The sequence below is a fragment of the Sphingobacterium sp. MAE genome (assembly GCF_056711605.1).
The window spans coordinates 4,524,423-4,550,363 of record NZ_CM160044.1 but is presented as its reverse complement, the minus strand read 5'-3'; the positions used below and the strand labels follow the sequence as shown (position 1 = coordinate 4,550,363).

The following is a 25,941-nucleotide window of genomic DNA, read 5'->3' as shown; positions in this document are numbered from 1 at the left end:
CAAAAAATGTAACCATTAGCGAATTTTGACTTTTATAGTTTAGCATTTGTTAAATCATAATTTATTTTGTAAATTTATAAAACTTAAATTTTGATTTTCAGTATGTTGCGTTTGTTAAGAGCAATGTTTCTTCTCCTCGTTATTGTGCAGTTATTTTTACTCTTGAGTATAGATGATTCCTATCGGGAATTGGTCTATATTGGTCAATTGATTTACTTATTTATTCCCTTATGGGCATTTAGAACATCAAAAAACCGAAGATTTATGAAGAAATCCTTTCAGATATATGTAATTTTTTGTGGGCTTTACAATGTTTTCTTTGCCTTGGTCTTAATGGCAAAACATGTGCAGATAACTCCCTACTTCGGAGCAAATTTGCTCATAAAGTCTATCCTGCTAATGATTGGACTCGTCAGCATATATCAGTACAAAAATTGGTCTAGACTATTTTTTAGTTACATCAATCAAAGACATTTAAAAATGTAAGCAGAACGTAGTGTTCTGCTTCATCTTAGTTTTGATTATCTGCCCAGCCAAATACTTTTGACAATAAATCTGTACTTCTAGATCCACCAATATTTTCTCTGATTTGCAGTTCTTGATCCGCTACTTTTACAAATAAGCCATCAATTGCTTTTTGTGTCACGTAACTCGTCAAATCAGTTTCTACTTTTTTCGAAAATGGAAGGTTATTATAAGCACTAGTCAATTGATTCCAATATCCGGATACATTATTGGCGCCCATTGCTTTGTCGATAACCGGTGAAAATTTTGAAGTTAATTCATTAGATGTATTCGTTTTGAAAAATGTTGTCGCCGCATTTTGATTGCCACTCAATAAGATGTTGTAAGCATCTGTTATGGTCATTTTTGATAGGGAATTAGCAAAAACAGTACCCGCCTCACTTACAGCTGTTTCTGCAGCTCTATTCATGCTACTTATAAATTGATCACACAAAGAACCCATACCGACTGCTCGCAGTGCTTTTTCAACTTTTTGTGCCTCCGATGGCATTAATATTCTAACAGCAGCATCACCCAAAAAACCATCCTTTGCAGACAAAATATTTACACTATTTTTCAAGCCCTTGCTCAATGCTTCTTTAACACCTAAAGTAGCTTCTTTTTTAGTAATATTTATTGGAGCATTTGCTGTAGTTGTTTTGGTAGTTGTACTATCTGTAGATTTTTTATTTTGATCAGTTATAGCACTTAGGCTTTTTTTTAATTTCGAAAGCCCCTTCGATTGTGCTTGAGAGTGAGTCGCAAATAATAACCCTGAGGCAATCAAGGCGTATGATAAGATATTCTTCATGTCTATTTTTTTTGTAAACTTACAAATTAGAACCTGAAATGACTCAAACGTTTAATAAGGAGACTTATTATTTATATTAACGCTTATCAATAGCAAGCTGGAATAAAACCAAATGTAACTTTAAAAGGAAAGGTAAGTAGCCACCAAAGTGTCAAATTGTGTCAGGTTTTAATCTGACACAATTCAAATCATTTATAATATCAGATCAATCGTCACAGGAAAGTGATCCGACGGAAATTTTCCTTGATAGGTATCCGTCAGTATAGCATAGTCTAAAACCTTTATTTGAGGTACAACAAAGATATGGTCAATGCGTTCTTTAGGTTTGATGCTTTTACCCCAACCATTAAAAGACGAGCTAGGTTCGTAACGGCGAGGGCTCACGGTATAGCTATCAACAACTGTTTTACTGTTTGCCAACGTGAAATAGGCTTCATTATGTTCATCAACATTAAAATCTCCGGTTAAGATCAGTGGCAGATTTCCTGCCAACTCTTTTGCTTTAGCCAAGATTAATTTAGCACTTTCTTTTCTCGCTTCTATACCTACATGGTCAAAGTGGGTATTCATAAAAATAAATGATTTACCACTTTTTTTATCTTTCAAGACCACCCAAGTACAGATCCGTGGTAATGCGGCATCCCATCCTTTATTCGGTTGCTTAGTATCAGTAGCTGACAACCAAAAGGTACCACTCTTCTTTGCTTCAAAGCGATTTTGATTATAAAATATAGAAGAGTGTTCTCCTTTTTCCGCACCATCGTCACGACCAACACCCACAGATTTAAAATCCGGTAGACGATCCTGTAGGTCCTTTACTTGTTCTATAAATGCCTCCTGTATTCCAAAAATTTCAAACTGATGATATTTGATCAGATTGGCAACAGCATCTTTACGCTCATCCCACATATTTCCGGTATCATGATCATTTTTCTGTCTGATATTATAGGTAGCTACACGCATTTGTTGTGCGATGGAATAGGATAAACCTGTAATTAAGATAAAGAATGTAAAAATAAGTTTTTTCATTAGCATATAGTTTTATGCGTGTAAAGGTTAGGAGTATTTTTATAAACATTTACACGAAGGTTATTATTCAGAAGTTGAGGTCAAGGCATGATAATTAGCCTCAGTCCATTTTAAGCAATGAATGGATCATAGTCAGAATTCATTATTATAAGTTAATGACTATGATCCTTTATACATATTACTTCAGTAAAGTCTTTAACAATTCAGGCTCGTTGGTCGTGATATAATCAATCTTTTGGTCAAGTAGTGATTTCATATCAGATTCCGCATTGACTGTCCAAGCGTTAGTGGTTAATTTCAATGCCTTTGCCTCTTGCAACCAAGTTGGATGTTTCGTGAACACACTCAGGTGATAGTCGATACCTGTCAGCCCATCTTTTTTGATTTGGTCAGGAGCAATATCGCCATTTAAATAGGATACTTTAGCTTTCGGATCCAATTCATGAATCTTTTTACAGGCATCATAACTGAACGCAATATATTCTGTTACTTTTTCAGCTTTTAATTCTTTTACTAACGCAACAGCTTTTTCAGTAGCTTCCAGTGTACGCTCTAACCCTAATTTGTTTGTTTTTAATTCCAAGATTAATTTTAGTCCCTTAAGTTTTAAACCTGCCTTAATAAATTCTTCAAGCGTAGGGATTTTTTCACCATTCGGATGTGTTTTAGCTAATAAATCTTGATATGTGGATGTGGCTATATCAATTCCATAAAAATCGTTGTCATGATTGACCACGAGAATATTATCTTTTGTTAAGTGTACATCGTATTCAGATCCCCAAAGATTAAGCTCTTTAGCTGCCTTTAAAGAAGCGATCGAGTTCTCTGGTAGCTTAGTGTTTTTAAATGCTCCACGGTGAGCAATAATTTTTGTTTGTGCTGTTAATTCGGAAATTCCCATAACGGCCATAGCGGCAAGGATTACTAAAACTTTTTTTTTCATCAGATATATTACTTCGTGAGCCCGTAAGCTCGGTTTGTGACTTAAAAAGGAACGATCATGTGTCTTTTATTTATCTAGACCTTTAAGCGTGATTAGCTCATGATGGTTTCATGCTATAAATCATTTGGCTATTGCCATAATGTTAAATCATGCACCATTCATGACAGATTAAGCAGATTTTTAGTTTGAAATCTCTCCAGTTTCTGGTGAACACTCTTACTTTATAGATTTTTGAAAATTAAATTTAAACAAAAAAAATGGTACCTAGATAATGATCAATCAATCATCTAAAGTACCATTTTTTTATAATCTCCTAATTAAGGAAATATTAAGTTTTATGTATCTTATCTTTTACCTTCCCACTCCGCGTAAAACTCATCTAAAAAAGAAAGCATAAATGCATGTCTTTTTTCGGCAATTGCTTGAGCAGCTTTTGTATTCATTTTATCCTTTAGCAATAAAAGTTTCTCATGAAAATGATTGATTGTAGGTGCTTCAGAATGTTTGTAGCTTTCTTTATCCTGATATTCTTGAACAGCAATATTAGGGTTGTACATTTCTCTGTTTTTGTGTCCGCCATAATTAAACGCTCTGGCAACACCAATTGCACCGATTGCATCTAGGCGATCAGCATCTTGAACGATTTCAAGTTCCTTTGAGTGGAAAGCGATTTCTCCTAGACTTGCTTTAAATGACATGTTTAAAATAATTTTTTGAACATGGTCAATAACCTCCTTATCTAGATCCAATGATGATAAAAATTCACCGGCAACACGCGGACCAATGGATTCATCTCCATCATGGAATTTACTATCCGCGATATCATGAAGTAGAGCAGCTAATTCACAAATTTGGTAATCCGCATCTTCCGTTTGAAGAATTAATTTTGTGTTGTTCCATACGCGTTGGATATGAGACCAATCATGACCAGATTCAGCAAATTTTAATCTGTCCTGTACAAATGCAACCGTACTTTCAATAATCTTATTCATAAATTACTTTTGGTTTTTCTCGAGTTCCCTCGTACAATTCGTATTCTAATAGACGACAATCCAGTTTACCGTTATAAAATTCTACCTTTCTGGAAGCACGTAATCCAATTTTCTTTGCAAGATCAGGATTTCCAGTAAAAATATAACCTCTATAACCCTTGCAGTTTTGTTTTAGAAAGTCACCTACACGTTTATATGTTAATTCCAGTTGACTATGATTACCAAGGCGTTCACCATATTCTGGGTTAAATATAGCAATTCCTTTTTCTTCTTGCGGTACAGTTGTATCTGCAAAATCACAAACTTGAAAATCAATCAGCTGATCTACACCCGCTGTCTTGGCATTCATGATCGCAATATCTACTGCCTGCTGCGAAAGATCCGAAGCTACAATTTTTGGATTTGCTTTTTTGTTGACCTGTTCTTTCAGATTTCTTCTCTCTTGAAAAAACACCTCTTCGTCATACCCTATAAAGTGCATAAACGAATAGTTCATGCGGTAAAGGCCTGGACGACGATTGGTCGCGATCAATGCCGCTTCGATTGCCAAAGTACCTGAACCGCACATTGGATTGACAAAAGACGACTGACCATCCCATTTAGAAGCTAAAATTGTGCCAGCAGCTAATGCTTCTAGCATCGGTGCTTTTCCGGGATGTTTACGGTAGCCATGCTTTGCTAATGTTTCACCAGATGAATCGATGAAAACCTCGGCACGATCATCTTTCCAATACAAATGCACAACAGCTTTATTACTGTCAGAACCTGAGTTAGGACGGATGTCTTTCTTTTCTTTGATACGATCTACAATAGCATCCTTAACCTTCAAATTTGCAAATAATGGCGTAGTGATTGTTTCATTATCCACATTCGAAGTCACAGAGAAATATCCATCAAAAGCAATCAGTTCTTCCCAAGCGATGTTTTTCAATTCATCGTATAGCTCTTGAGGGTTTGATGCCTTAAATTCTTTGATAGAATATAAGATCTGCGAAGCCGTACGCAAGTTTAAATTTAATTTAATCGTTTCATTCAAAGTGTTAAATAATTCTACACCAGTAGAGAATGAACGTTTGATCTCGAAGCCAAGTTCTTCGACTTCTTGTTGCAAATAAGGAGAAAGTCTCTTATTGCAAGTGATGATGATTTTATTGGGGGTGTTGAAAACTTCCATAATATTTGTACAAAGTTAGTTAATCTCTTACTCAAAAAATGCTTATTTTTACGGTTTAATATTTTTGATTATGGAAATTAGAGGAAAAGTACACGAAATAGGTGCTACGCAACAAGTAACAGAGTCATTTAAAAAGCGTGATATAATCGTGGCTTACGCTGAGAATCCGCAGTTTGTTGAATATATTCGCTTTGAAGCTACTCAAGATAGAACATCAATTTTTGATGGTTTAACAGTAGGTGAAGAAATTGAAGTTTCTTTCAATTTACGTGGTCGTCCTTGGACAAATAAAGAAGGTGTAACAACATACTTCAATTCATTAGTTGCTTGGAGAGTTACAAAATTGGCCAATACTGCCGCTTCAGCTCCTGCTCCAGGTTATGCTGAAATGCCAGCTCCAGTTGACTTGTCAGGTTCAAATGACGATGATGATTTACCTTTCTAGTCCTGCGACAATCTAAAATATAAAAAAGCTTCAATTGATTCAATTGAAGCTTTTTTATTAGCCTGAAACGTATTTACCTAGCGGTATCTTTCGAATACTATAAGTGAGTAGTATACTGATCAAAAGTGTAATAAAAGTCGCTAATGGAATCTTTAAAAACGTTCCAACTGGTAATATCGGATGTACATAATTTAGTATAAGAATATGACAGAGGTATATACCAAAGCTATAATGATCGATCCAAATGGCCCATTTAGGAAGTGTCCTACTTTTTGATACGGATTTGATAAAAATAAATAAACTAGCTGCTATAAGAACAGTATTAGGTGATAAGTACCCATATAAAAGAGGGCGAAACTCATGCGCATTCAAACTCATTGTATAGGTAAAATAGGAAGTACCCCATGCGGTAATGATAAAAATACCCAAAAACCACCATTTCAAGGAACCAAAATCTTTTATGTTCAAATAATAACCTAAAATTAAGTATCCCGTGTAGCTAGAGAAAAATGTGAGATCTAATTTAGGCAGATAAGTAGGTAAGTTTTTATTAAAAATAAACAAGGAGACAAACCATAAGATCAGAAATATTTCCAGTTCTTTTGTTGTTGCATGTTGCACTATTTTTTGAAGAAAAGGAATTGCTAGATAAAGACCTATGATCATGTATAGATACCACAAATGTGCATTTGCACCATTTTTAAGTCTGTAGACAATCGTTTCAATCAATTCATCTTTCCCTAAATGAATTACATCCGTATTGTAAAAGATGTAAATTATAGTCCAGAAAATAAATGGATAGCAGAGTTTAAGTAATCTTTTTTTATAAAATTCACTTGTATTTTCCTCCTTTGTCAATAGGAGAGCCCCTGAGAGCATCACAAAAACAGGGACAGAAAAGCGTGTAAAACTATTGATTAGGTTGGCATATTTCCAATCAAAACCAGCTATATCAGAGCCATTGAGATAACCCGATGAGGCATGTATCGCAATAACTGCAATAGTTGCAATAATACGTAGGATGCTGATATAGCTGAGTTTGTGTGGCATCTTATCCGTTAGTCTGCAATTGGAATACGATTCTTTTGCACATACTGTACCAAAAATACCAAAGTAAGTAAAGCGCCAATTGTCGCCATACCAACACCTACCAAAGAGGGTGTATTGTAAGCCAGTCCATAGATAATCGGAATACCCCCTAAATAGGCACCTAAAGTATTTCCTAAATTAAAGGCAGCCTGACCACCTGCAGCAGCCAATGTCTCTGCTCCTTTAGCAGTTCTAATTAACATCATCTGCGTTGGAGGACCAATAGTAAATGAAACTAAGCCAGTAATAAAGGCCATGATATACGCAGACCATTGAAATGGAGAGATAAAAAAAACAATGACTAGACATATTGCCATGGAACTAAAACTAGCAATGGCCGCTTTTGTTGGAGAAATGGTATCTGCCAATTTTCCACCTAGAAGATTGCCAAAGAACATGCCAATACCAATTAAAACCATAATGAGTGGCACCCGATTCGCTTCAAGTCCAGATACATTGGTAACTAATGGAGCGATATAGCTGATCCAGGCAAAAAGCCCTCCAGTCCCGATGGAAATAATAGCCATCAGCAACCAAGCCTCACTCTTTTTAAAAAAACTGAGTTGTGCGATGATGTCATTGTGTTTAGAAGATTCAATTTTTGGCAACCACAGATATATCATCATAAATGTAAGCAGACCAAGAGCACTGATGACACCATAAGTAATGCGCCATGAGTAATGATGACCGATATATGTTCCGAGCGGTACACCAGCCAAGTTTGCAATGGTCATTCCCGTAAACATGATCGATATAGCTTGAGCCTCTTTTCCTTTCGGAGCTAATCTTGCAGCAACAACAGACCCTACACCGAAGAATGCACCATGGGGTAAGCCTGACATAAACCGAGAAAGTTGAATAGTAAAGTGAGTTGGTGAAATGGCAAATAATCCATTAAAAATGAAAAATAGAACCATTAAAAACAGCAATACATTTTTAGGCGGGTATTTTCCAGATAATAATACTAACGTTGGAGCTCCAACAACAACCCCTATCGCATATAATGCTATTAAATGGGCAGCGGTTGGAATGTCGATGTTCAAATCCTTTGCTATATCAGGTAAGATTCCCATCATCGAGAATTCTGTCATTCCTATAGCAAGACCTCCAAAGGCCAATGCAATAATTCCTTTATTCATATTTTTTGCTCAGATAGTGACGAGCGCGTCATTAATGATAGAAAAAGCCATTTAATGATTAAATGGCTATGTGTATGTTTAGTTTGTTTTATTGCCAACGCTTTTGCGGGACACAAATTACGTCTTTAGTTTTCCGTAAAATGATAGGGCGCTGATCATATTTATTTTCTAAGACCAAAGAGTCCTTTGAATGGGAAGCAACTTTAAATCGAGGTAGATACTGTCCCTGACGGTAGCAGCCCGATAATTTTTGTTTTCCATTTTCTTTAACATAAATACCGTCCACAATTACGCTGTCACCACGGACAACATAGAGACCTTTAGCATATTCAACCCAGGAACCGTTATTGTAGCAACTATCTGCAATTTGTTTTGTTTTCGAATGAACATACATACGCGCATAGATCGAATCACAGGTAAAACGAAATTCCGTAAGTGTGTATTGCAGCATTTGGTCCTGATGAGGAATACGATCTTGCTTCCATTCTCCTTGCAAATAACTTGCACCTTCACTCTGCATTTCCGAATTAAACTTACAGCTCCCAAACAGCAAAAGCATACCTATTGTAACGAATAGGTATGCTTTTATATTTTTACTTTTAGTTAGATAGGACATCATAAGCTTATTTTAAGCTCCCGACCATATCTTCAGGCTTTACCCATTCATCAAATTCTGCAGCAGTTACATAACCCAATGCAATAGCTGTTTCTTTTAATGTTGAATTATTTTTATGCGCTGTCTGAGCAATTTCTGCAGACTTATAGTATCCAATTTTAGTATTTAAAGCCGTTACTAACATTAAAGAGTTATCTACTAATTCCTTAATACGAGCGTAGTTTGGTTCGATACCGCTAGCACAGTGCTCTTCAAATGATATACATGCATCACCGATTAATCGAGCAGATTGTAAGAAGTTAGCCGCCATCAATGGTTTGAAAACGTTCAGTTCATAATGACCCTGCGTACCACCTATTGTGATCGCAACATCATTGCCCATTACTTGAGCAGCAACCATAGTTAAAGCTTCACACTGAGTTGGATTTACTTTTCCAGGCATGATAGAAGAACCCGGTTCATTTTCAGGGATGATGATCTCACCAATACCTGAACGTGGACCAGAAGCCAACATGCGGATATCATTAGCGATTTTATTTAAAGAAACTGCTAATTGTTTCAATGCACCATGAGACTCAATGATGGCATCATGAGCAGCTAAAGCTTCAAATTTATTCTCAGCCGTGATGAAAGGATGACCCGTAAATTGTGCAATATATTTCGCTACTAGTACATCATATCCAGCAGGCGTGTTTAATCCAGTGCCAACTGCAGTACCACCCAATGCCAATTCAGATAAATGCGCTAACGTATTTTTAACAGCTTTAATACCGTAGCTCAATTGAGCAACATAGCCTGATAATTCTTGACCTAATGTCAAAGGGGTAGCATCCATTAAGTGCGTACGGCCAATTTTGACAACTTTCATAAACTCAGCAGATTTCTTTGCTAAGGTATCACGAAGTTTTTCAACACCTGGTATGGTCACCTCAACTACAGCTTTATAGGCTGCGATGTGCATACCAGTAGGATAAGTATCATTTGAAGATTGTGATTTATTTACATCATCATTCGCTTTTAAAACAGGCTCACCTTCTCCAATTTTGAATCCAGCTAATACCTGAGCACGATTTGCAATGACTTCATTTAAATTCATGTTCGATTGCGTACCCGAACCTGTTTGCCAGATTACCAATGGAAATTGATCATCCAATTGACCAGCTAAGATCTCATCACAAACAGCTGCGATAGCATCACGTTTCTCAATAGGTAATACACCTAATTCAGCATTAGCATAAGCTGCAGCTTTTTTTAAGTAAGCAAAACCTTCGATAATTTCATGAGGCATAGATGCTGCAGGACCGATTTTGAAGTTGTTGCGTGAACGTTCTGTTTGAGCTCCCCAGTATTTATCTGCTGGAACTTGAACTTCACCCATGGTATCTTTTTCTATTCTAAATGACATAGCGTTTGATTTTTTTGATGTAACAAAGTTAAGTAAAAATATAGAGAACAGCCATTCAAAGAGTTCATCTTAATTGAATTTGAATGTCATAATTTCTTCAAATCTCCCTAACCATTCAATCGTTTTGTTAATTGTTCATTGATATGGTGAAAAATTTGAATGGGTTTTAAAGTGCGCCAAGGAAGATCATTAAGATGTCCGCCAAAATTGATATAATAGTCGATGTTATTTTGCATAAATTCCGTAACAACATGCTGTCTAAAATTGACAGCAGCTATCCAGCCATCCTCAATATCCTGAAACCACTCTTCATAATAAGTGTCATCAGAAGCATGGAAATTAAGTAGATTTTCACCTATCAATATAAAATGATTGATTCCCTCGGCGATCATTAAATCAATCAATTCACGTTTCAAGATCATGATATCGTTGTCAATTGCATCATTCCATTCGCCGATAAGCTCGATGATACCATACTGCTTCTCATAGTCCACAAATAGTACTTTTAAATACAGCGTATGTGAACCAAAATCATCCCATTGGGGATGTAAAAGGAAATTATAAATCTGTTTATCGTATTCAAATTCATTATATATTGTTCCATAAAAAGGAGATTGTTCATCTTCCGATGCAATATAATCATGTCTCCAATTGTAAAAAGGTTCAATTTCGTGCATTTTGGCAGATTATTTGATTGTTACAAAGACAAAGTTGAGAAAACTTTCAGATATTAACCACTTTTAATAACTTTTGTTTTAACATAAAAATCACGTCATTTATTGTGGTATTAATGAATAAAACTTAGTATTTTTGAAGCATCTTTTCATATGCAAGGAAGTATAAAACGGAATATTTTTGTAGCAGCAACATACGCAGGAGTTTTACTCGTGGGTCTATTGCTTGGGCAGAAATATGCCGATGAACAAGGTAATAAACAATCGACTTCTATTCTAGCCGGTGGATTAACTGGAAATTCTGAGAAAGTTCAATATTTAGTTAACTTAATTTCAGATAATTATGTGGATAAAGTGAGTCTAGATACCATTCAAGATGAAGCCATTCAACATATCATCACCCGATTAGATCCGTTTTCTACATATCTTAAACCCAACGAACGTTTAGCGCAAGCAGAAGCCCTTGAAGGAACCTTTGATGGTATTGGTGTTGAATATTTTAATCTCAACGATACACTGCTAGTTGTGGGTATGATCGCTGGTGGTCCAGCAGAAAAATCAGGAATGAAAATTGGCGATCGTTTAATTAAAATAGCCAATCGAAATATTGCCGGTGTTCGTGTTACCGAGCACGTGGTCGATAAATTAATTCGTGGTAAGAAGGGTTCTACCGTTGATATCATGATCAAACGTAATGATGAAATTCTAACTACACCTTTAAAAGTTGTACGTGATCAAGTATCCGTAAGTACATTAGATGCCTCCTACATGATAGCACCTAAAATTGCTTATGTAAAAATCCGACGCTTTGGGCATCAGACTTCCGAAGATTTTAAAATTAAATTGCGTGACCTGAAAAAAAGTGGCGCCCAAGATCTGATTTTAGACCTTAGAGGTAATGGTGGTGGTTATGTACATACCGCCATTGAAATGGCCAGCATGTTTTTCAAAGAGAAACGCCTGTTGATGTATACTGAAGGAGCAAACGAGTTACGTCGTGACTACTTCTCTACCGAGCCTGGCAACTTTAGTGACGGTCGTATTGTTGTTCTTATTAATGAAGAAACAGCCTCGGCAAGTGAAATTGTGACCGGAGCTCTACAGGATTTGGATAGAGGTACCGTAGTCGGTCGCAGATCTTATGGAAAAGGATTGGTTCAAGAGCAGTTTGACTTTGCAGATGGATCTGCAGTCAACCTGACTGTTGCTCGCTATTACACGCCATTAGGACGGTGTATTCAAAGAAAGTATACTCGGGCAAATTATGATCAGTCTAAATATATGACCACATTTGATCTTTGGACATTGGATACAGAGTATAATACACATGAAATGTATACCACTAGCAAAGGCAAAATGTTATTTGGAGGAGGAGGTATACAGCCTGATATTGTAATCCCTATAGACTCCAATGAAATAAGTGCCAAGTATAGAGAGATTTATCATTCCAATAGTATACAAGAGTTTGTCTATGATCGTTTTACAAAGAAATTGCCAGCATACTCAATAGAAAATTTCTTAAGTGGTTATAATTTACCAGATCAAGAATTTAATGATTTTATTTCCTTTTTATCTAGAAAAGGTATTGCGGTCAATAAGTTAGAGGCAGATCGCCTTCATCAGATCATTCAGTCTGACATCGAAGCTTTGGTCGGGCGGTATTATTTTGGTAGAGAAGCTTATTTTAAGATCAAGAACAGGAAAGATCAATTTGTTGCAAGTGCCTTACGTGCATTAGGTATTCAGATCAGCTAGTTTTTCAATTTTAGATCACTCCAGATCGGATAGTGATCAGATAGCTTTCTTTTGACCACGTGATAATTTAATACCTCAAATGCAGGGCTGGCAAAAATATAATCAATCTGAAAGATCGGCAACATTTCATAATGTGTGACTCCCCAGCCGGCACCTTTTTCTTTAAAGGCATTATGAAGACCTTTGCTCACTAGATTTACAGAATAACTCATTGGTGTATCATTAAAATCTCCCATCACGATGTACGGAGAAGTACAGGCGTTCATATGTCTTTTTAAAGAACTAGCTTGCTCACTTCTGAATTCAAAAGCATTTTTTAGCTTTCTGCCCAAACGTCTTGAAGCTTGATTGTGGGTTTCATTTTTACTTGATGGATTTTGAATAAATTCTTTATCTTCATTTTGAAGCGCAAATGATCTGAGATGAACATTGTATACGCGAATTGTACTGTCATTTTTCTTAATATCAGCATAAGAAATTCGATTGATACCATAGTCATTGTCTAAAATATTTCCTGAATTCACAATCGGATATTTCGAAAAAATAGTCATACCATAAGCCTCATAATCATTCTTAGAACTTTCAGCAAAGTAATGATAGTCATACCCCAGTTTGATTTTAAATTCATTGGAGATGACGTATTTTCCTTTTATTTTACTGTAATATTCCTGAAAACATACGATGTCAGGTTTGATACTATCCAATATTGTCAAGGCATCATTTTTAAAGTTTTTCTTAGCATCGTGTATATCCTTAAAAAGATGAGCATTGAAACTTAAAACACGAATATAATCTGTTGTTTTTGCAGTAATTGGAGCGGTGGACCTGGGGTTCCAATGTTTGGTTAATAAAGGCCATCCGATTAGGATGGTCAGCAAAGAAAAGATTAGCATTTTTGGCTTTCGTAATAACCAATAAGCAATAAAACCGATGTTTATAAGGAGAATAGGCAGGTATCCTAGACCAAAAAAAGCAATTGGCCAAAATGTCTTAGGATTGATGAAAGCGGCTGAATAACTAATCAATAAGGCAACAATGGCAAGAATGTTGAAAATGAAAACCGTCCTGCTCAAATAACCCAATCTTTTTTTTACGAGTGCCCGCCTAGCCATCTATCTTATTGTTATTGCTTGCTTTAAATAGAATTTCTTTTTCGTGAGTACTTAAACTATCGTATCCGGATAAAGATATCTTATCCAATATTTGGTCGATCTGATCCTGATTGGGTAAATCATATCGGTGTTGAGGCATTGATCGTTCACCATGTCCGACTACTACTTTTAGTTTTGAACGTTTTTTATCTTTCTTTTTAAATATTTTAGACCAATCCATACCAGATTGCAATGCATAAGTGTACCCCATGCCAAATATAACAGCGCAAAAATAACTGATAGCAGCTGGTTTATTTGTTAGTATGAAGAATAAGAATTGTATGGCAAAATACACAATAGCAATGGTCTTTAATTTTACATTTCCAAATAATAGAAGCCTCAGTTCATATTTAGGAACTAAAGTCGCTATTGATGCTAAAATGGCCGCAATAGTGATCGAACCTGTATTTAAATAAGGATTAGGTAAATTAGAAAAAAGTGCAAGATGTGAAAAGATCAAAAAGATCAGTCCCGCAAGCAACCCAGAAAAGATATAAATAAACAGAAATTGTCGTTTATTTAGAAAATTGAAGAAAATATTCCCTAACCAATAGAGCCATAAACAATCAAAAGCAACATTAAATAGTCCCGTATAAAGAAAATTGTAAGTCAGTAGAGACCAAGGCTGTTGAATAAAAGCTTGAAAATTTGTAGGTAAACTTAATTGATCGACCGTCCATTGAAAAAGAGGTGTAGGTATAATCTTCAATTCAAAAAGAATATCAAAAAGATAGATCAAGATAAACAGAGCAACATTTCCACTGATAATAAATGGAATAGGGGATCCTGAACCGAAGGTTGTCCTGATAAAGTTTTTGAACGAATTTTCCCTCATGTTATAAAGATAATTAATATATTCCTTTTTTAATACCCCAAGCTTTTAGCAATAGGTAACCAAATAATGCTCCTCCAACGTGCGCTAAATGGGCAATAGACCCTCCTGAATTTGAAAATCCTAAATAGATTTCAATCAAGATCATGATTGGGATAAAATATTTCGCCTTTATCGGTACAGGTATAAAGATAAGTGCAAGCTTGAGATTGGGGAATAAGTAGGCAAAAGCTAACAACAAACCATAAATAGCACCAGAAGCACCTACCAATGGCGTATTATAGATTGAAACTAAAGTTCCTAAACCTGCCTGAGATATATTAGGGCTATCGCTATATACCATGCCCGAGATCATATCAAACTTTAGACTACTGCCTGGATTAACTACACCAGCGATTTGATACACTTCAAATGCCTGTACGCCAAATTGAAGAACCAGAGCTCCAATTCCAGTTAATAAATAAAAATTTAGAAAACGCTTTGATCCCAATACCTGTTCGATGATCGGACCAAACATCACTAGTGAAAACATATTAAAGAAAATATGTGTAAAACCTCCATGCATAAACATATAGGTAATGATTTGCCACACATTGAAAAAAGGAGAGTCAGGATAATAGACCCCAAAAAGTCTCGTTGAGTTTTCAAAGATCATCGAACCAACAAAACAAACCACATTTATGATAAGTAAGTTTTTAGTTACTGTAGGTAAATTTGAAAGAGGGTTAGCGCTATTCATAAATTTAAATTAGTTTTTACTAAACTTTTCTAGGAGTTCCTGTAAGGTAATGGTAATAACGATTGGTTTTCCGAAAATAGAAATATTTGGAGATTCGCAAGCAAATAATTGATCAATAAGTTCTGATATCGCATTGTTATCCAAGAAAGTTCCTGGTTTTATTGCAGCATTGCGTGCTAGGCTTTTCGCTAAATTTTCGCGTTTTTCAATTTTAAAATCGCTCAAATTGTTTTTATAGTCTTCTAAAATCTGTTCAATGATTTTACGTTCATCAATTCCAGTCCCTAGATCTGCAGGAATACCGTCAATAATGTAACTATTTTTACCAAATGAACGAATTTGAAACCCTAAACTTTGGATATCTTCCAAAAGATCTTGCATCAATTCATTATCTGATGGATTTAAGTCAATACTTTGTGGGAATAAACTTTGTTGGCTCAATCCTTTGTGTTGGTCGAGCTGTGATTTGAATTGTTCAAACAAAATACGTTCGTGTGCCGCCTGTTGATCGATGAGCATGACTCCAGAATGAATCTGCGAGACAATAAATCTATTGTGGATTTGAAAAAACTGCTTGGTAGTTACTTGACTATTAACCCCGGGTAGTTGATGAATAGAACGCTCTTGCTGCTCATGTTCAAGCGGCAACTGCATGGATTCATCTCGCTCTGTGATTTGATATAAAGTATCCCAATTTTGTGGAATGGCCGATTTTTTCTCAAAACCTGCCATATAGTTATCAGCACGTGAAAATGTTGTTTTAGTGACTTGATCCGGTTCAAAAGGATTAAAATCAGGGTTGAAACTAACGGTAGGCACAATGATTTCATCCAAAGGTTTTGGAGTAATCATGTTCGAAAAACCTGTTTCTTGCTCAAAATCCAGCGATGGTGCAATGTTATAGCGACCGAGGGATCTTTTGACAGCAGATCGGATGATGGCATAAATCGCTTTTTCATCTTCATATTTAATCTCGGTCTTCGTTGGATGAACATTAATATCGATTTTTGAAGGATCAATATCAATAAATAATACATACAAAGGAAAGGTCTCTGCAGGAAGAATTTCCTCAAAGGCATTCATAACAGCATGATTCAGATAATGATCTCTGATAAATCTTTTGTTGACAAAGAAAAATTGCTCACCCCTTGTTTTTTTAGCAAATTGAGGCTTACCGACAAAGCCATTCACCTTAATAATAGAAGTATCCTCTTCCACAGGTACTAATCGCTGATTGTATGTATTCCCAAAAAGATGAACAATACGCTGTTTTAAGGTCTCCGCTGGTAAATGAAACATTTCATTTCCATCACTATGTAGAGTCAAAAAGATCTCCGGATTAGCTAATGCTATCCGTTGAAATTCTTCTATAATATGGCGCATTTCTACCGAGTTACTTTTTAAAAAGTTACGGCGTGCGGGTATATTGAAAAAAAGATTTTTAATAGAAATATTGGTGCCTGCAGCTACTGCTTCAGGAGCTTGAGTGATGATTTTTGAACCTTCGATCTCGACAACAGTACCCAATTCATCCTCAAAGCGACGTGTTTTCAATGTTACATGCGCAATGGCTGCGATAGAAGCCATCGCTTCTCCACGAAATCCCATTGTACGAATGGCAAACAAGTCTTCTGCTTTACGAATTTTGGAAGTAGCATGTCGTTCAAAACAAAGACGTGCATCCGTCACGCTCATTCCACAACCATTATCAATCACTTGAATTAATGATTTTCCAGCATCTTTGATGATCAATTGTATCTTGTCAGCTCCAGCATCTATAGCATTTTCAATCAATTCTTTAATAGCAGCGGCAGGTCTTTGTACGACTTCACCTGCTGCAATCTGATTGGCAACATTATCTGGTAGTAATTGAATAATATCCGACATATGATGCGAAGTTACGAAATTAATGAGGAATGATTTTAATTCCGTTAGAAAGTTGTCGTATAAATTACATTACTTATCAACTTTCATGCTTTAAATTTGATACACCAACTAGGTGTATCAAATTTAATCTGGATTATTTCATTTCCAACTTTAGGAATCGGGCCGTTTCGCTATCCTTATTTTTGATTAAGCCTTCTGGTGTACCAGAAAATAATACTTTACCACCATCTTTACCTCCTTCAGGACCAATATCGATGACCCAGTCGGCGCACTTAATCACATCTAAATTATGCTCAATGATCAAGATGGTATTACCACGGTCAACCAAGCGGTTGATCACACCCATCAACACATTCACGTCTTCAAAGTGTAGACCCGTAGTTGGCTCATCCAAGATATAGAAGGTGTTACCGGTATCTTTTTTAGAGAGCTCAGTAGCCAATTTAATCCGTTGAGCTTCACCTCCAGATAGCGTTGTCGATGACTGTCCCAATGTAATATATCCTAAGCCAACATCCTGCAATGTTTTTATTTTACGATAGATAGAAGGGATGTTTTCGAAGAAAACAACAGCCTCATCCACACTCATGTCCAATACATCGGATATGGATTTACTTCTGAAGCGTACTTCCAAAGTTTCTCTGTTATAGCGTTTTCCATGACATGTTTCACAAGGAACCTGAACATCAGGTAGAAAGTTCATTTCAACGACTTTCATTCCCCCACCTTGGCAGGTTTCACAGCGTCCACCCTTGACATTAAAGGAGAATCTTCCGGGTTTATAGCCTCTTATTTTCGCTTCAGGTAGTTGAACAAACAAGGTTCTGATATCTGAAAATACACCTGTATAAGTAGAAGGATTTGATCGTGGTGTACGACCGATCGGACTCTGGTCGATTTCAATCACCTTATCAATATGCTCTAATCCATCAATACTCTTAAAGGGGAGAGGGATACCTTTAGCACGGAAAAAATGTTTATTTAGAATAGGATATAATGTACCTGTAATCAAACTTGATTTTCCAGAACCGGAAACACCAGAAACTAAAATCAATTTTCCTAACGGAAAATCTACAGAAACATTTTTCAAATTATTTCCTGTAGCTCCTTTAAGTGATAATGTTTTTCCATTGCCAGCTCTTCTTTCAGAAGGGATGGCAACCTCTTTTTTGCCATTTAAATAAGCCGCTGTTAAAGATTTTGATTTCAAAATATCTGTTGGTTTTCCCTCAGCCACCACCTGACCACCGTTTACACCTGCGGCAGGCCCCATATCAATGACATAATCGGCATTCAAAATCATGTCTTTATCATGTTCAACAACTAATACCGAGTTGCCGATATCACGTAAATTTTTTAAAGAATTGATCAATCTTTCATTGTCTCTTTGATGGAGACCAATACTCGGCTCATCCAAAATATACAAGACATTGACGAGCTGAGAACCGATTTGTGTCGCAAGTCGGATACGTTGAGCTTCTCCTCCAGAAAGTGATTTTGAAGAACGATCTATAGTCAGGTAGTTTAATCCCACATCCAATAGAAATCCTAAGCGTGATTGTATTTCTTTTAAGATTTCAGTTGCGATGATCTGTTGGCGTTCATCCAAAGAAGCGTTTACATTTGAAAACCATTCGTACAGGGATTTGATATCCATATGCGCCAGTTCATAGATGTTTTTACCTGCAAATTTAAAATGCAACGATTCTTTCTTCAATCGTGCTCCTTGACAAGTTGGACAGACTATTTTCGAACGGAAATCATCTAAAGAAGACATATCGTCGCTAGATTTGCCTGATTGCTCTTCAAGCATTTTGAAAATACCCGAAAATTCGATCCGATAATCGCGTACATCATAACTACCATATGAAACAGCTACTGAAATAGGTTCCTCAGCACCAAATAGTAACGTGTCGAGTTGTTCTTCTGTTAATTTCTCTAAAGGAGTGCTCAGAGAAAAATCAAGTTTTTTAGCAACCGCTTTTAAAACTTGGAAATTCCAAGTTTCCTTTGCAGGGCCTAGTGGCGCTAAACCTCCTTTTTGAATACTTAATTTACGATCAGGAATAACGGTATTTTTATCAATTTCAAAGATATAACCTAGACCATCACATTTTGGACAAGCTCCATATGGCGAATTAAAAGAGAAGGTATTCGGTTGTGGCTCATCATAAGAAATACCCGATTCAGCATCCATTAAGTAGCGGCTGAAAAATTGTTCATCATTTTCCTGATTAGCCACTTTGATAATTCCTTTCGCTGTTTTCATCGCTTGCATAACAGATGTCTGCAGGCGCTTTTTATCATCGGCAGTTACTTTAAGTCGGTCTACTACAATCTCAATATCATGTATTTTATACCGATCCACTTGCATCTTTGGCGTGAGATCTACAATTTCACCATCAACGCGAACTTTTACATAACCCTGCTTACGGATTTGTTCAAATAATTCGCGGTAGTGACCTTTACGGCCCTTGATAACAGGAGCCAAAATATTGAGAGCTTGTCCATCAAAATCAGTCAGAATGCGATCCACAATTTGATCATCAGACATGCGCTGCATGCGATTGCCCGTTATATAAGAAAATGCCTCACTCGCACGTGCAAATAGCAGACGCATAAAATCATAAACCTCAGTAATGGTACCGACTGTCGAACGCGGATTTTTGCTCGTCGTTTTTTGTTCAATAGAAATAACAGGGCTCAATCCGGAAATTTTATCGACATCAGGTCGCTCCATGCCACCCAAAAACTGACGGCTGTATGCACTAAATGTCTCCATATACCGCCTTTGACCCTCTGCATAGATCGTGTCAAAAGCTAATGACGATTTACCACTACCACTTAGTCCCGTGATAACAACCAATTCGTTTCTAGGAAATGAAATGTCAATATTCTTGAGATTGTGTACACGTGCTCCAAATACTTGAACTTCATTTTGTTCACCTAAATCTGGTGTGATTTTCTTTGTCATGTAACCCCTGTTTTCTTCCAAACGCAGATGAATTTCTGCAAACATGCAAAATTACTTATTTTTAATGAACTTTAACAGTGCTCATATCTTTATTATTGTCACGACATTGCAAATCTATAGCTTAAATAATGGGTATAATTTGTACTTTGCCATTTCACAACTTATATGAAGAAATTAGACGTAACTAAACAAGAAAAAGAATCCTTAGAAGAAGCGATACAATTTTGGGAAAAGGAGAAAATAATCGATGCATCAACCGCTAGTGCTATGGTCAATAGTATTGATGTAAAAAGCTTTGATTGGAAACGATTAGCACGCTATGCTTTTTGGGTTGCGCTGGCTTCTTTGGTGTTTGCCGTATTTTCTTTGATGACAGATACAGCCTTTCTCAAATTTGTCGATACACTTTATGAAGCACCAAATATTTTGTTTTGCTTATTCTTTGCTGCACTAGCCGTTTTATTTTATACATTAGGATTTCGTTACAAAACAAAATTTCCCAATAAAAATCTATCTATTGAAACCATGATGCTCATCGGAGTATTCGCAACAGCAGCATGTATTGGGTTTTTAGGTAAAGTGCTGGACAAAAATAGCATGCATTATTCTTTACTATTTTTATTGTCGGTACTCATCTATGGATACCTCGCCAATCGCCTTAAGTCAAAACTGATATGGGTTTTTATGCTCATCGCTTTAGGGATTTGGTTTGCAACAGAAACAGCCTACCATAGCGATTGGGGATTTAAGTTCTGGGGAATGAATTATCCATTGCGTTTTACCATTTTTGGTTTTGTCTTAACATTAGTAGCTATATACATACAACCACGATTTAAGCAATTGATGGAATTTCAGTCCCTCAGCTATCTCATTGGGTTATTGTATCTGATGGTTTCATTGTGGTCCCTTTCTATTTTTGGCAACTATTCGGATTTTTATGAGTGGACATTAGTACGACAATATCATATATTCTACTGGGGATTATTATCTACTGCAGTATCGGCAGGTTTAGTGATCTATGGTTTAAAGATGAAAGATAATACCACCAGGGAAATCGGTTTCGTATTTTTTGTATTGAATGTCTATACCCGTTATGTCGAGTATCTATGGGATAATATCAATCGTGCTATCTTCTTCCTCATCTTGGCGATATCCTTTTGGTTTGTGGGCCGTTGGGCAGAGAAATTGTGGCAAAAACGCGAAGAAGGTATTGATGGATAGGTACACTAATTTTTGATCGACCCAAGGGCAATCCGATCAGAATGAAATTGTAAATCCAACTCCTCGGGAAGAAGTTATTTGCAAGCTTACATCATGTTTGAGGTATTTTCGAAGCCGTGTAATAAATACATCCATGCTACGGCCATTGAAAAAATCACTGGTGCCCCACACTTCTTGTAAAATTTCTTCCCGTGTCACAAGAGAACCCGAGCGCTTACTTAGAAATAATAAGAGCTTGGCCTCCCTTTCTGTTAATTTAAATTGTTCGAAAGGATGAGACAAGATTAAGCGTTGTGGAAAAAACTGATAACTGCCCAATGTTATCGAGATCGTGAGCTCTTTCTTTTTATTCCGCTTTAAGATATTTTGGATACGCAATACCAACTCTTCTGGATCACAGGGTTTTGTGATGTAGTCATCGGCACCTATTTTTAGACCGGTTAATTTGTCAATTTTTTGCTCTTTGGCAGTTAAGAAAATAAAAGGAAACTCAGGGAAACGTTCCTTTATTTCTTGCGCTAATGTAAACCCACTTTTAAGAGGCAACATTACATCAATGATTAACAAATCATAAGGAAGTGTATTTTCATACAGCGAAAATTCAGCAGGACTTTGCATCCAATGAACTTCATATCCCGAAAGTTGTAGATAATGCTGCAGCATAAAGCCAAAATCAGGATCATCCTCGATTAACAAAAGCTTAGTTTTCATGTGGTATCGAAATATTAAATGTGGTTCCTTGATTCTGTTTACTACTGACTTGAATATTTCCTTGGTGGCGGTTCACGATATTGTTGATTAGATATAAACCCAATCCTAAACCTTTAGTATCATGAATGTTATTTTTTTGTATGCGGTAGAATTTTTCAAAAATATGAGGAATCTCCTTCTGAATTATCCCAATTCCATTATCACGCACTTGAATCTTGCATAGGTTCTGATCATTTGTGATGGATATATGCAATTGCGTAGCACCATACTTGATACTATTATCCATCAGATTCACCAATATGGTGTTAAAATCAACATCATTGAGCGGAATAACCACCTTTGTAATATCGTTCATTTCAAAGTGGATATCAGGATGTGCTAGCTTAAAATCGGATAGCAATGTTGCTATCTGATGATTAGCGATCACGATATTAGAAATTTCTTTTTTTGGTTCATTCAGGGGCTCTAAAGTCTGTTCTAGGCGCTCCAATTGTCTGGTCATGACTGCTATTATAGTAGGGTCGGGATGTTTTTCTAAAGTTTTTAAAGCGACTTTTAGGGTTGCAATAGGTGTTTTAAGTTCATGCGAAATATTGTCAACAGTGTCATGTAACTGCCCAATTTTCTTCTGTTGCTTTTTAAGATTTTGATAGGTCTTATAAAATAAGAACAGTAGGGCTATTAGGATCAAAAGTGTATTCAGTAGTAGGAATGCCAATTCTTTGAAAACAACCCAATTGATATTAACAACTTCAAAAGTTGATTTTCGAAGCACAAGAAAACTATATGGTTTATCCTCTTGTTCAACGGTTATTGCCGATTCCTCTTTTGTCAATTGTTTCACCGTTCTTTCCGTAGCCCATGTTCCCGAAGATAGCTCTAATGGATGCATGAGATTTCCGTTCGTTTTATACACCACAATCGGATTATTCAATAGCTTTTGCTCGGTGTTTTTGAAAGTGATCTGTAGAATTTCTTTTTGTAATTTTACTTCAAGACCTAATGGAGAGAATATACTATCCACATAATGAGTCAGTACATGTTGAGCCCGCTTTGCTTTTTCTGAATAACTGTTTTCTAGTTGAGCAAGTGTAATGTTCCCTTGGACCAAATTGATATAATGAGCCGTAGCATCTTGGTTATTTAATAGATCGTTATCAAATAATGCATCTGTATCATCAATTTGTCCTAATTTTTCTTTTGTCTTTGAATAGATTTCCCGTTTCTTCAAATGAAAAGAATTCATTAATAAATATGTCTGGATACCAATGAGGACTAGAAAGAGGATAACGAAAATATAAATATAGTTTTTAGACTTCAGTTCCATATACAAATATAAGTTCCGCTTTTGAATAAATGGAACCTTAACCTTCCATTAACCCTTCATTAACCGAAGTTTTCCCTGACATGAGACACTTTTGTACCATCAATTAAAAAAGCATGAAGTATCTTATTATTTTTTTATTATTACCTTTTATTGGACAGGCTCAAGGGAAGCGTTTAGCTGTTAAAGTCTGTGATCAAAGCGAACGTGCATTGACAGATGTTACCGTTGTATTATTAGATAGTGCAGGGAAATTAATATACACGTCCCAGGTAGATACAGCAGGTAGATTCGACTATACTATTGCAGAGAAAAATCTATACAGGCTGGCAATATCTCACTTAAACTACGAAAATCAAGAACTCTACTTTCGTTCCGATACCGTGCAAAAATTGGTGTTGATCAAGCTCAGTCCAAATGAAACCAAACTTGAAGAAGCACAAGTGACCGGCAAGCGTCCTCGAGTCATTCGAAAGATTGATCGATTGGAGTTTAATGTCCAAGGCAGTAATTTATCCGGATTGAATAGTTGGGATATTTTAAAGCGGACACCTATGGTGATGCTCACGGGGAGTAATATTGCTGTCCGTGGAGATAAGAAAGTTGCAGTCATGATCAATGAAAGAAAGGTGATGCTGACAGGAGAAGAGCTGAAGACACTCTTAGAGAATACTGCGGGATCAGATGTGCAAGCTATTGAGGTCATCACCAATCCACCTGCAAAATATGAAGCAGAAGGGAGCACAATCATCAATATCAAAATGACCAAATCACAACTTTATGGATACCGGGGAGTGGTGTTGGCTTTGGCAGAGCAAAGTAACTATGCAAAACAGCTCTTTGGACTGACACAATATTATAAAAATGAAAAAATTAATCTGCGTGCTACCTACAATTATGGGAGAGGGACATACGCGCGATATGGGACTGATTTTGTATACTATCCCAATGAACAAACATCATGGGAAAGTATCATGACTCGCATCGATCAAAATAATAGTCAAAACAGTTATGTGTTCTCTTTCGATTATACACCTGATACCTCTTTGACTATCGCTATAGGATTAAATGGTTATTACGGACCCAAGTCTGCTGGAGTATATCGCGTACCGACTTCTATATATAATAAGGATGGTCAACTGGAGTCTTCTTATTTAACGAAGAATGACCATGTAGATTCTCGGAAAACCAATAACCTGTATTTACAGGTTAACAAAAAGATAAATTCCAATTGGAATGCGAATTGGTCGTCATATTTTACAACAAATCGAAGATCTAATCTGCAAGATGTATGGACCGATTTAAATTTTAAAGACCAGGAACCGACAAGCACACGGTTTGTAAGTGATAATGCGAGTCAAAATCAGCTGTTATCAACACAACTCGATTTTTCCGCAAATTTAAATAAGGTCGCTCTAGAATTTGGAGGAAAATTTAGTACTGTAAAAACAAAAAGTACTTTATTGTTTTTCGATGATGAACGAGGTAGTTTTCAGGAAAGAGCTGATAAGAGTAACGTTTTTGATTACGATGAGCAGCAATTTGCCGCTTATGCGTCTATGGAATATAAATGGGGTAAATGGAGCTGGAAAGGAGGATTACGTTTGGAAAATACGGCATTGAATGGTATCGTTTCTGAACCTGCAGACCGCAATCATCAAAATTATTGGGCACTCTTTCCAACATTCTATGCCCAATATCATACAGATCAGGAATATCAGTGGGGATTTTCCTATGGCAAACGAATCAGCAGACCAGCATACTCCTGGTTAAATCCTGCGAAGTCTTATTATAATTTGTTTTCTTACTTTCAGGGAGATCCACGGTTGCGAGCCACAATTATTCACAATCTTAATATCATGTTTACAAAAGAGAACTGGAATGTGGACTTGTTCTATCGTTATGAGCAGTGGCCATCCATGGAGATTTCTATTCAGGATAATATCAATCATCAATTGATCTATCAGTATACAAATATTAAAAAAGGGCAAGGTGCCGGTGTAGATTTGAGTAAAAGTTTCCAGCTGTTGAAAAACTGGAGTTTAAATACACAATTGGAAGGAATGTATAATGTAAACTACTATCAAGGAAGAGATCTTGAGTTATACCGCAATCAGGTGTGGATGGCCAATGGTAATGTCAGCTCAACTTTCCTGCTGAATAAAAATGTCGATTGGAATTTGGAAATTGGCAATACCTTTGAGTCGCCTACCATACAGGGGCCTTTTAAGATTTCTGGTTACTCAAGTACCTACCTATTGACCAATCGGAAGTTTTTTAATAAAAAATTTGAAGTAAACTTTTCCTTTATGGATATTTTTAAAACTGAAAAGCAGCGAGTATCATCACAATATGCTGACCAGAATAATTATTATAACGATTATCGCGATACACGTAAAGTAAATGTAACACTTCGTTATCATTTTGGTAATCAAAAAATTAAAAATAGTGCCAATGTGCCGAAAAAAACAGAGGAACAAGGGAGGTTATAAGATAAATGAGTAAATATTAAAACCCAGATTTGCA

21 protein-coding genes are annotated in these 25,941 nt (G+C 36.3%); 4 read left to right on the top strand and 17 right to left on the bottom strand.

All coding sequences use genetic code 11. The annotated features are described in order from the left end of the window. Window positions 1-511 precede the first annotated feature (511 nt). The 5 genes from AC06G9_RS19485 to AC06G9_RS19465 form a co-directional block, all read right to left on the bottom strand. Window positions 512-1,315: a DUF4197 domain-containing protein gene (locus AC06G9_RS19485; RefSeq protein WP_480956965.1), complete on the bottom strand. Its 804-nt coding sequence runs from the start codon at window positions 1,313-1,315 to the stop codon at window positions 512-514. Between the two features lie 192 nt (window positions 1,316-1,507). Then, window positions 1,508-2,344 (bottom strand): endonuclease/exonuclease/phosphatase family protein, encoded by an 837-nt coding sequence (locus tag AC06G9_RS19480; protein ID WP_045752401.1) that lies wholly within the window; start codon window positions 2,342-2,344, stop codon window positions 1,508-1,510. A gap of 178 nt (window positions 2,345-2,522) precedes the next feature. Beyond that, window positions 2,523-3,287 carry a glycerophosphodiester phosphodiesterase gene (locus tag AC06G9_RS19475; protein WP_094773220.1) on the bottom strand — a complete coding sequence of 255 codons (765 nt, stop codon included), beginning with the start codon at window positions 3,285-3,287 and terminating at the stop codon, window positions 2,523-2,525. Between the two features lie 344 nt (window positions 3,288-3,631). Then, window positions 3,632-4,279, bottom strand: coding sequence for an HD domain-containing protein (locus AC06G9_RS19470; RefSeq protein ID WP_045753849.1), 648 nt, complete (start codon window positions 4,277-4,279; stop codon window positions 3,632-3,634). Beyond that, complete coding sequence (locus AC06G9_RS19465) at window positions 4,272-5,453, bottom strand: THUMP domain-containing class I SAM-dependent RNA methyltransferase (protein WP_045753848.1); 1,182 nt, start codon at window positions 5,451-5,453, stop codon at window positions 4,272-4,274. Before AC06G9_RS19465 ends, AC06G9_RS19470 begins: the two co-directional genes overlap by 8 nt. 70 nt (window positions 5,454-5,523) lie before the next feature. On the opposite strand from AC06G9_RS19465, the gene AC06G9_RS19460 reads away from it, so the two are divergent. Continuing rightward, entirely contained in the window at window positions 5,524-5,898 is a 375-nt protein-coding gene (locus tag AC06G9_RS19460) for a DUF3127 domain-containing protein (protein ID WP_021187916.1), read from the top strand. Between the two features lie 57 nt (window positions 5,899-5,955). Here the strand turns inward: AC06G9_RS19460 and AC06G9_RS19455 are convergent, their stop codons facing one another. From AC06G9_RS19455 to AC06G9_RS19435, 5 genes are all read right to left on the bottom strand, one after another. Further along, complete coding sequence (locus AC06G9_RS19455) at window positions 5,956-6,948, bottom strand: acyltransferase (RefSeq protein ID WP_480956964.1); 993 nt, start codon at window positions 6,946-6,948, stop codon at window positions 5,956-5,958. An 8-nt stretch (window positions 6,949-6,956) separates the two neighbouring features. Then, window positions 6,957-8,126 carry an MFS transporter gene (locus AC06G9_RS19450; RefSeq protein WP_094773222.1) on the bottom strand — a complete coding sequence of 390 codons (1,170 nt, stop codon included), beginning with the start codon at window positions 8,124-8,126 and terminating at the stop codon, window positions 6,957-6,959. 88 nt (window positions 8,127-8,214) lie between these two features. Next, entirely contained in the window at window positions 8,215-8,745 is a 531-nt protein-coding gene (locus AC06G9_RS19445; protein WP_281046766.1) for a fumarate hydratase, read from the bottom strand. A gap of 4 nt (window positions 8,746-8,749) precedes the next feature. Then, window positions 8,750-10,147, bottom strand: coding sequence for a class II fumarate hydratase (gene fumC / locus AC06G9_RS19440; protein ID WP_094773224.1), 1,398 nt, complete (start codon window positions 10,145-10,147; stop codon window positions 8,750-8,752). 107 nt (window positions 10,148-10,254) lie between these two features. Then, the gene (locus tag AC06G9_RS19435) at window positions 10,255-10,824 is read right to left on the bottom strand and encodes a hypothetical protein (RefSeq protein ID WP_045753843.1); all 570 of its coding nucleotides are present in this window, start codon (window positions 10,822-10,824) and stop codon (window positions 10,255-10,257) included. Between the two features lie 150 nt (window positions 10,825-10,974). Here AC06G9_RS19435 and AC06G9_RS19430 point away from each other — a divergent pair, with 150 nt between their 5' ends. Next, a complete protein-coding gene (locus AC06G9_RS19430) occupies window positions 10,975-12,576 on the top strand; it encodes a S41 family peptidase (RefSeq protein WP_045753842.1) in 1,602 nt (533 codons plus the stop codon). On the opposite strand, the gene AC06G9_RS19425 is transcribed toward AC06G9_RS19430, so the two are convergent. The 5 genes from AC06G9_RS19425 to uvrA form a co-directional block, all read right to left on the bottom strand. Beyond that, window positions 12,573-13,688 carry an endonuclease/exonuclease/phosphatase family protein gene (locus AC06G9_RS19425; RefSeq protein WP_045753841.1) on the bottom strand — a complete coding sequence of 372 codons (1,116 nt, stop codon included), beginning with the start codon at window positions 13,686-13,688 and terminating at the stop codon, window positions 12,573-12,575. The two genes, AC06G9_RS19430 and AC06G9_RS19425, sit on opposite strands and share 4 nt — an antisense overlap. Further along, complete coding sequence (locus AC06G9_RS19420; RefSeq protein ID WP_293925324.1) at window positions 13,681-14,562, bottom strand: rhomboid family intramembrane serine protease; 882 nt, start codon at window positions 14,560-14,562, stop codon at window positions 13,681-13,683. Before AC06G9_RS19420 ends, AC06G9_RS19425 begins: the two co-directional genes overlap by 8 nt. Before the next feature lie 13 nt (window positions 14,563-14,575). Next, complete coding sequence (locus AC06G9_RS19415; RefSeq protein ID WP_045753839.1) at window positions 14,576-15,298, bottom strand: rhomboid family intramembrane serine protease; 723 nt, start codon at window positions 15,296-15,298, stop codon at window positions 14,576-14,578. Window positions 15,299-15,307: 9 nt separating this feature from the next. Further along, entirely contained in the window at window positions 15,308-17,185 is a 1,878-nt protein-coding gene (mutL, locus tag AC06G9_RS19410; protein ID WP_045753838.1) for a DNA mismatch repair endonuclease MutL, read from the bottom strand. 133 nt (window positions 17,186-17,318) lie between these two features. After that, on the bottom strand, window positions 17,319-20,159 hold the full coding sequence (gene uvrA, locus AC06G9_RS19405; protein WP_094773323.1) for an excinuclease ABC subunit UvrA: 2,841 nt from the start codon (window positions 20,157-20,159) through the stop codon (window positions 17,319-17,321). Window positions 20,160-20,324: 165 nt separating this feature from the next. Between uvrA and AC06G9_RS19400 the strand changes: the two genes are divergently transcribed. Then, window positions 20,325-21,380 carry a hypothetical protein gene (locus AC06G9_RS19400; RefSeq protein ID WP_045753837.1) on the top strand — a complete coding sequence of 352 codons (1,056 nt, stop codon included), beginning with the start codon at window positions 20,325-20,327 and terminating at the stop codon, window positions 21,378-21,380. A gap of 36 nt (window positions 21,381-21,416) precedes the next feature. Here the strand turns inward: AC06G9_RS19400 and AC06G9_RS19395 are convergent, their stop codons facing one another. Together AC06G9_RS19395 and AC06G9_RS19390 are read right to left on the bottom strand one after the other, a co-directional pair. Next, complete coding sequence (locus AC06G9_RS19395; protein ID WP_248755545.1) at window positions 21,417-22,091, bottom strand: response regulator transcription factor; 675 nt, start codon at window positions 22,089-22,091, stop codon at window positions 21,417-21,419. Continuing rightward, window positions 22,081-23,322: a sensor histidine kinase gene (locus tag AC06G9_RS19390; protein ID WP_293925326.1), complete on the bottom strand. Its 1,242-nt coding sequence runs from the start codon at window positions 23,320-23,322 to the stop codon at window positions 22,081-22,083. The genes AC06G9_RS19395 and AC06G9_RS19390 overlap by 11 nt, the downstream gene beginning before the upstream one ends. A 209-nt stretch (window positions 23,323-23,531) precedes the next feature. Here AC06G9_RS19390 and AC06G9_RS19385 point away from each other — a divergent pair, with 209 nt between their 5' ends. After that, entirely contained in the window at window positions 23,532-25,907 is a 2,376-nt protein-coding gene (locus tag AC06G9_RS19385) for an outer membrane beta-barrel family protein (protein ID WP_480956963.1), read from the top strand. Window positions 25,908-25,941 lie beyond the last annotated feature (34 nt).

What these genes read in the sequence shown, in the direction of transcription:
- AC06G9_RS19485 (WP_480956965.1), bottom strand. Translation starts at nt 1,315, where the DNA reads ATGAAGAATATCTTATCATACGCCTTGATTGCCTCAGGGTTATTATTT.
- AC06G9_RS19480 (WP_045752401.1), bottom strand. Translation starts at nt 2,344, where the DNA reads ATGAAAAAACTTATTTTTACATTCTTTATCTTAATTACAGGTTTATCC.
- AC06G9_RS19475 (WP_094773220.1), bottom strand. Translation starts at nt 3,287, where the DNA reads ATGAAAAAAAAAGTTTTAGTAATCCTTGCCGCTATGGCCGTTATGGGA.
- AC06G9_RS19470 (WP_045753849.1), bottom strand. Translation starts at nt 4,279, where the DNA reads ATGAATAAGATTATTGAAAGTACGGTTGCATTTGTACAGGACAGATTA.
- AC06G9_RS19465 (WP_045753848.1), bottom strand. Translation starts at nt 5,453, where the DNA reads ATGGAAGTTTTCAACACCCCCAATAAAATCATCATCACTTGCAATAAG.
- AC06G9_RS19460 (WP_021187916.1), top strand. Translation starts at nt 5,524, where the DNA reads ATGGAAATTAGAGGAAAAGTACACGAAATAGGTGCTACGCAACAAGTA.
- AC06G9_RS19455 (WP_480956964.1), bottom strand. Translation starts at nt 6,948, where the DNA reads ATGCCACACAAACTCAGCTATATCAGCATCCTACGTATTATTGCAACT.
- AC06G9_RS19450 (WP_094773222.1), bottom strand. Translation starts at nt 8,126, where the DNA reads ATGAATAAAGGAATTATTGCATTGGCCTTTGGAGGTCTTGCTATAGGA.
- AC06G9_RS19445 (WP_281046766.1), bottom strand. Translation starts at nt 8,745, where the DNA reads ATGATGTCCTATCTAACTAAAAGTAAAAATATAAAAGCATACCTATTC.
- fumC (WP_094773224.1), bottom strand. Translation starts at nt 10,147, where the DNA reads ATGTCATTTAGAATAGAAAAAGATACCATGGGTGAAGTTCAAGTTCCA.
- AC06G9_RS19435 (WP_045753843.1), bottom strand. Translation starts at nt 10,824, where the DNA reads ATGCACGAAATTGAACCTTTTTACAATTGGAGACATGATTATATTGCA.
- AC06G9_RS19430 (WP_045753842.1), top strand. Translation starts at nt 10,975, where the DNA reads ATGCAAGGAAGTATAAAACGGAATATTTTTGTAGCAGCAACATACGCA.
- AC06G9_RS19425 (WP_045753841.1), bottom strand. Translation starts at nt 13,688, where the DNA reads ATGGCTAGGCGGGCACTCGTAAAAAAAAGATTGGGTTATTTGAGCAGG.
- AC06G9_RS19420 (WP_293925324.1), bottom strand. Translation starts at nt 14,562, where the DNA reads ATGAGGGAAAATTCGTTCAAAAACTTTATCAGGACAACCTTCGGTTCA.
- AC06G9_RS19415 (WP_045753839.1), bottom strand. Translation starts at nt 15,298, where the DNA reads ATGAATAGCGCTAACCCTCTTTCAAATTTACCTACAGTAACTAAAAAC.
- mutL (WP_045753838.1), bottom strand. Translation starts at nt 17,185, where the DNA reads ATGTCGGATATTATTCAATTACTACCAGATAATGTTGCCAATCAGATT.
- uvrA (WP_094773323.1), bottom strand. Translation starts at nt 20,159, where the DNA reads ATGACAAAGAAAATCACACCAGATTTAGGTGAACAAAATGAAGTTCAA.
- AC06G9_RS19400 (WP_045753837.1), top strand. Translation starts at nt 20,325, where the DNA reads ATGAAGAAATTAGACGTAACTAAACAAGAAAAAGAATCCTTAGAAGAA.
- AC06G9_RS19395 (WP_248755545.1), bottom strand. Translation starts at nt 22,091, where the DNA reads ATGAAAACTAAGCTTTTGTTAATCGAGGATGATCCTGATTTTGGCTTT.
- AC06G9_RS19385 (WP_480956963.1), top strand. Translation starts at nt 23,532, where the DNA reads ATGAAGTATCTTATTATTTTTTTATTATTACCTTTTATTGGACAGGCT.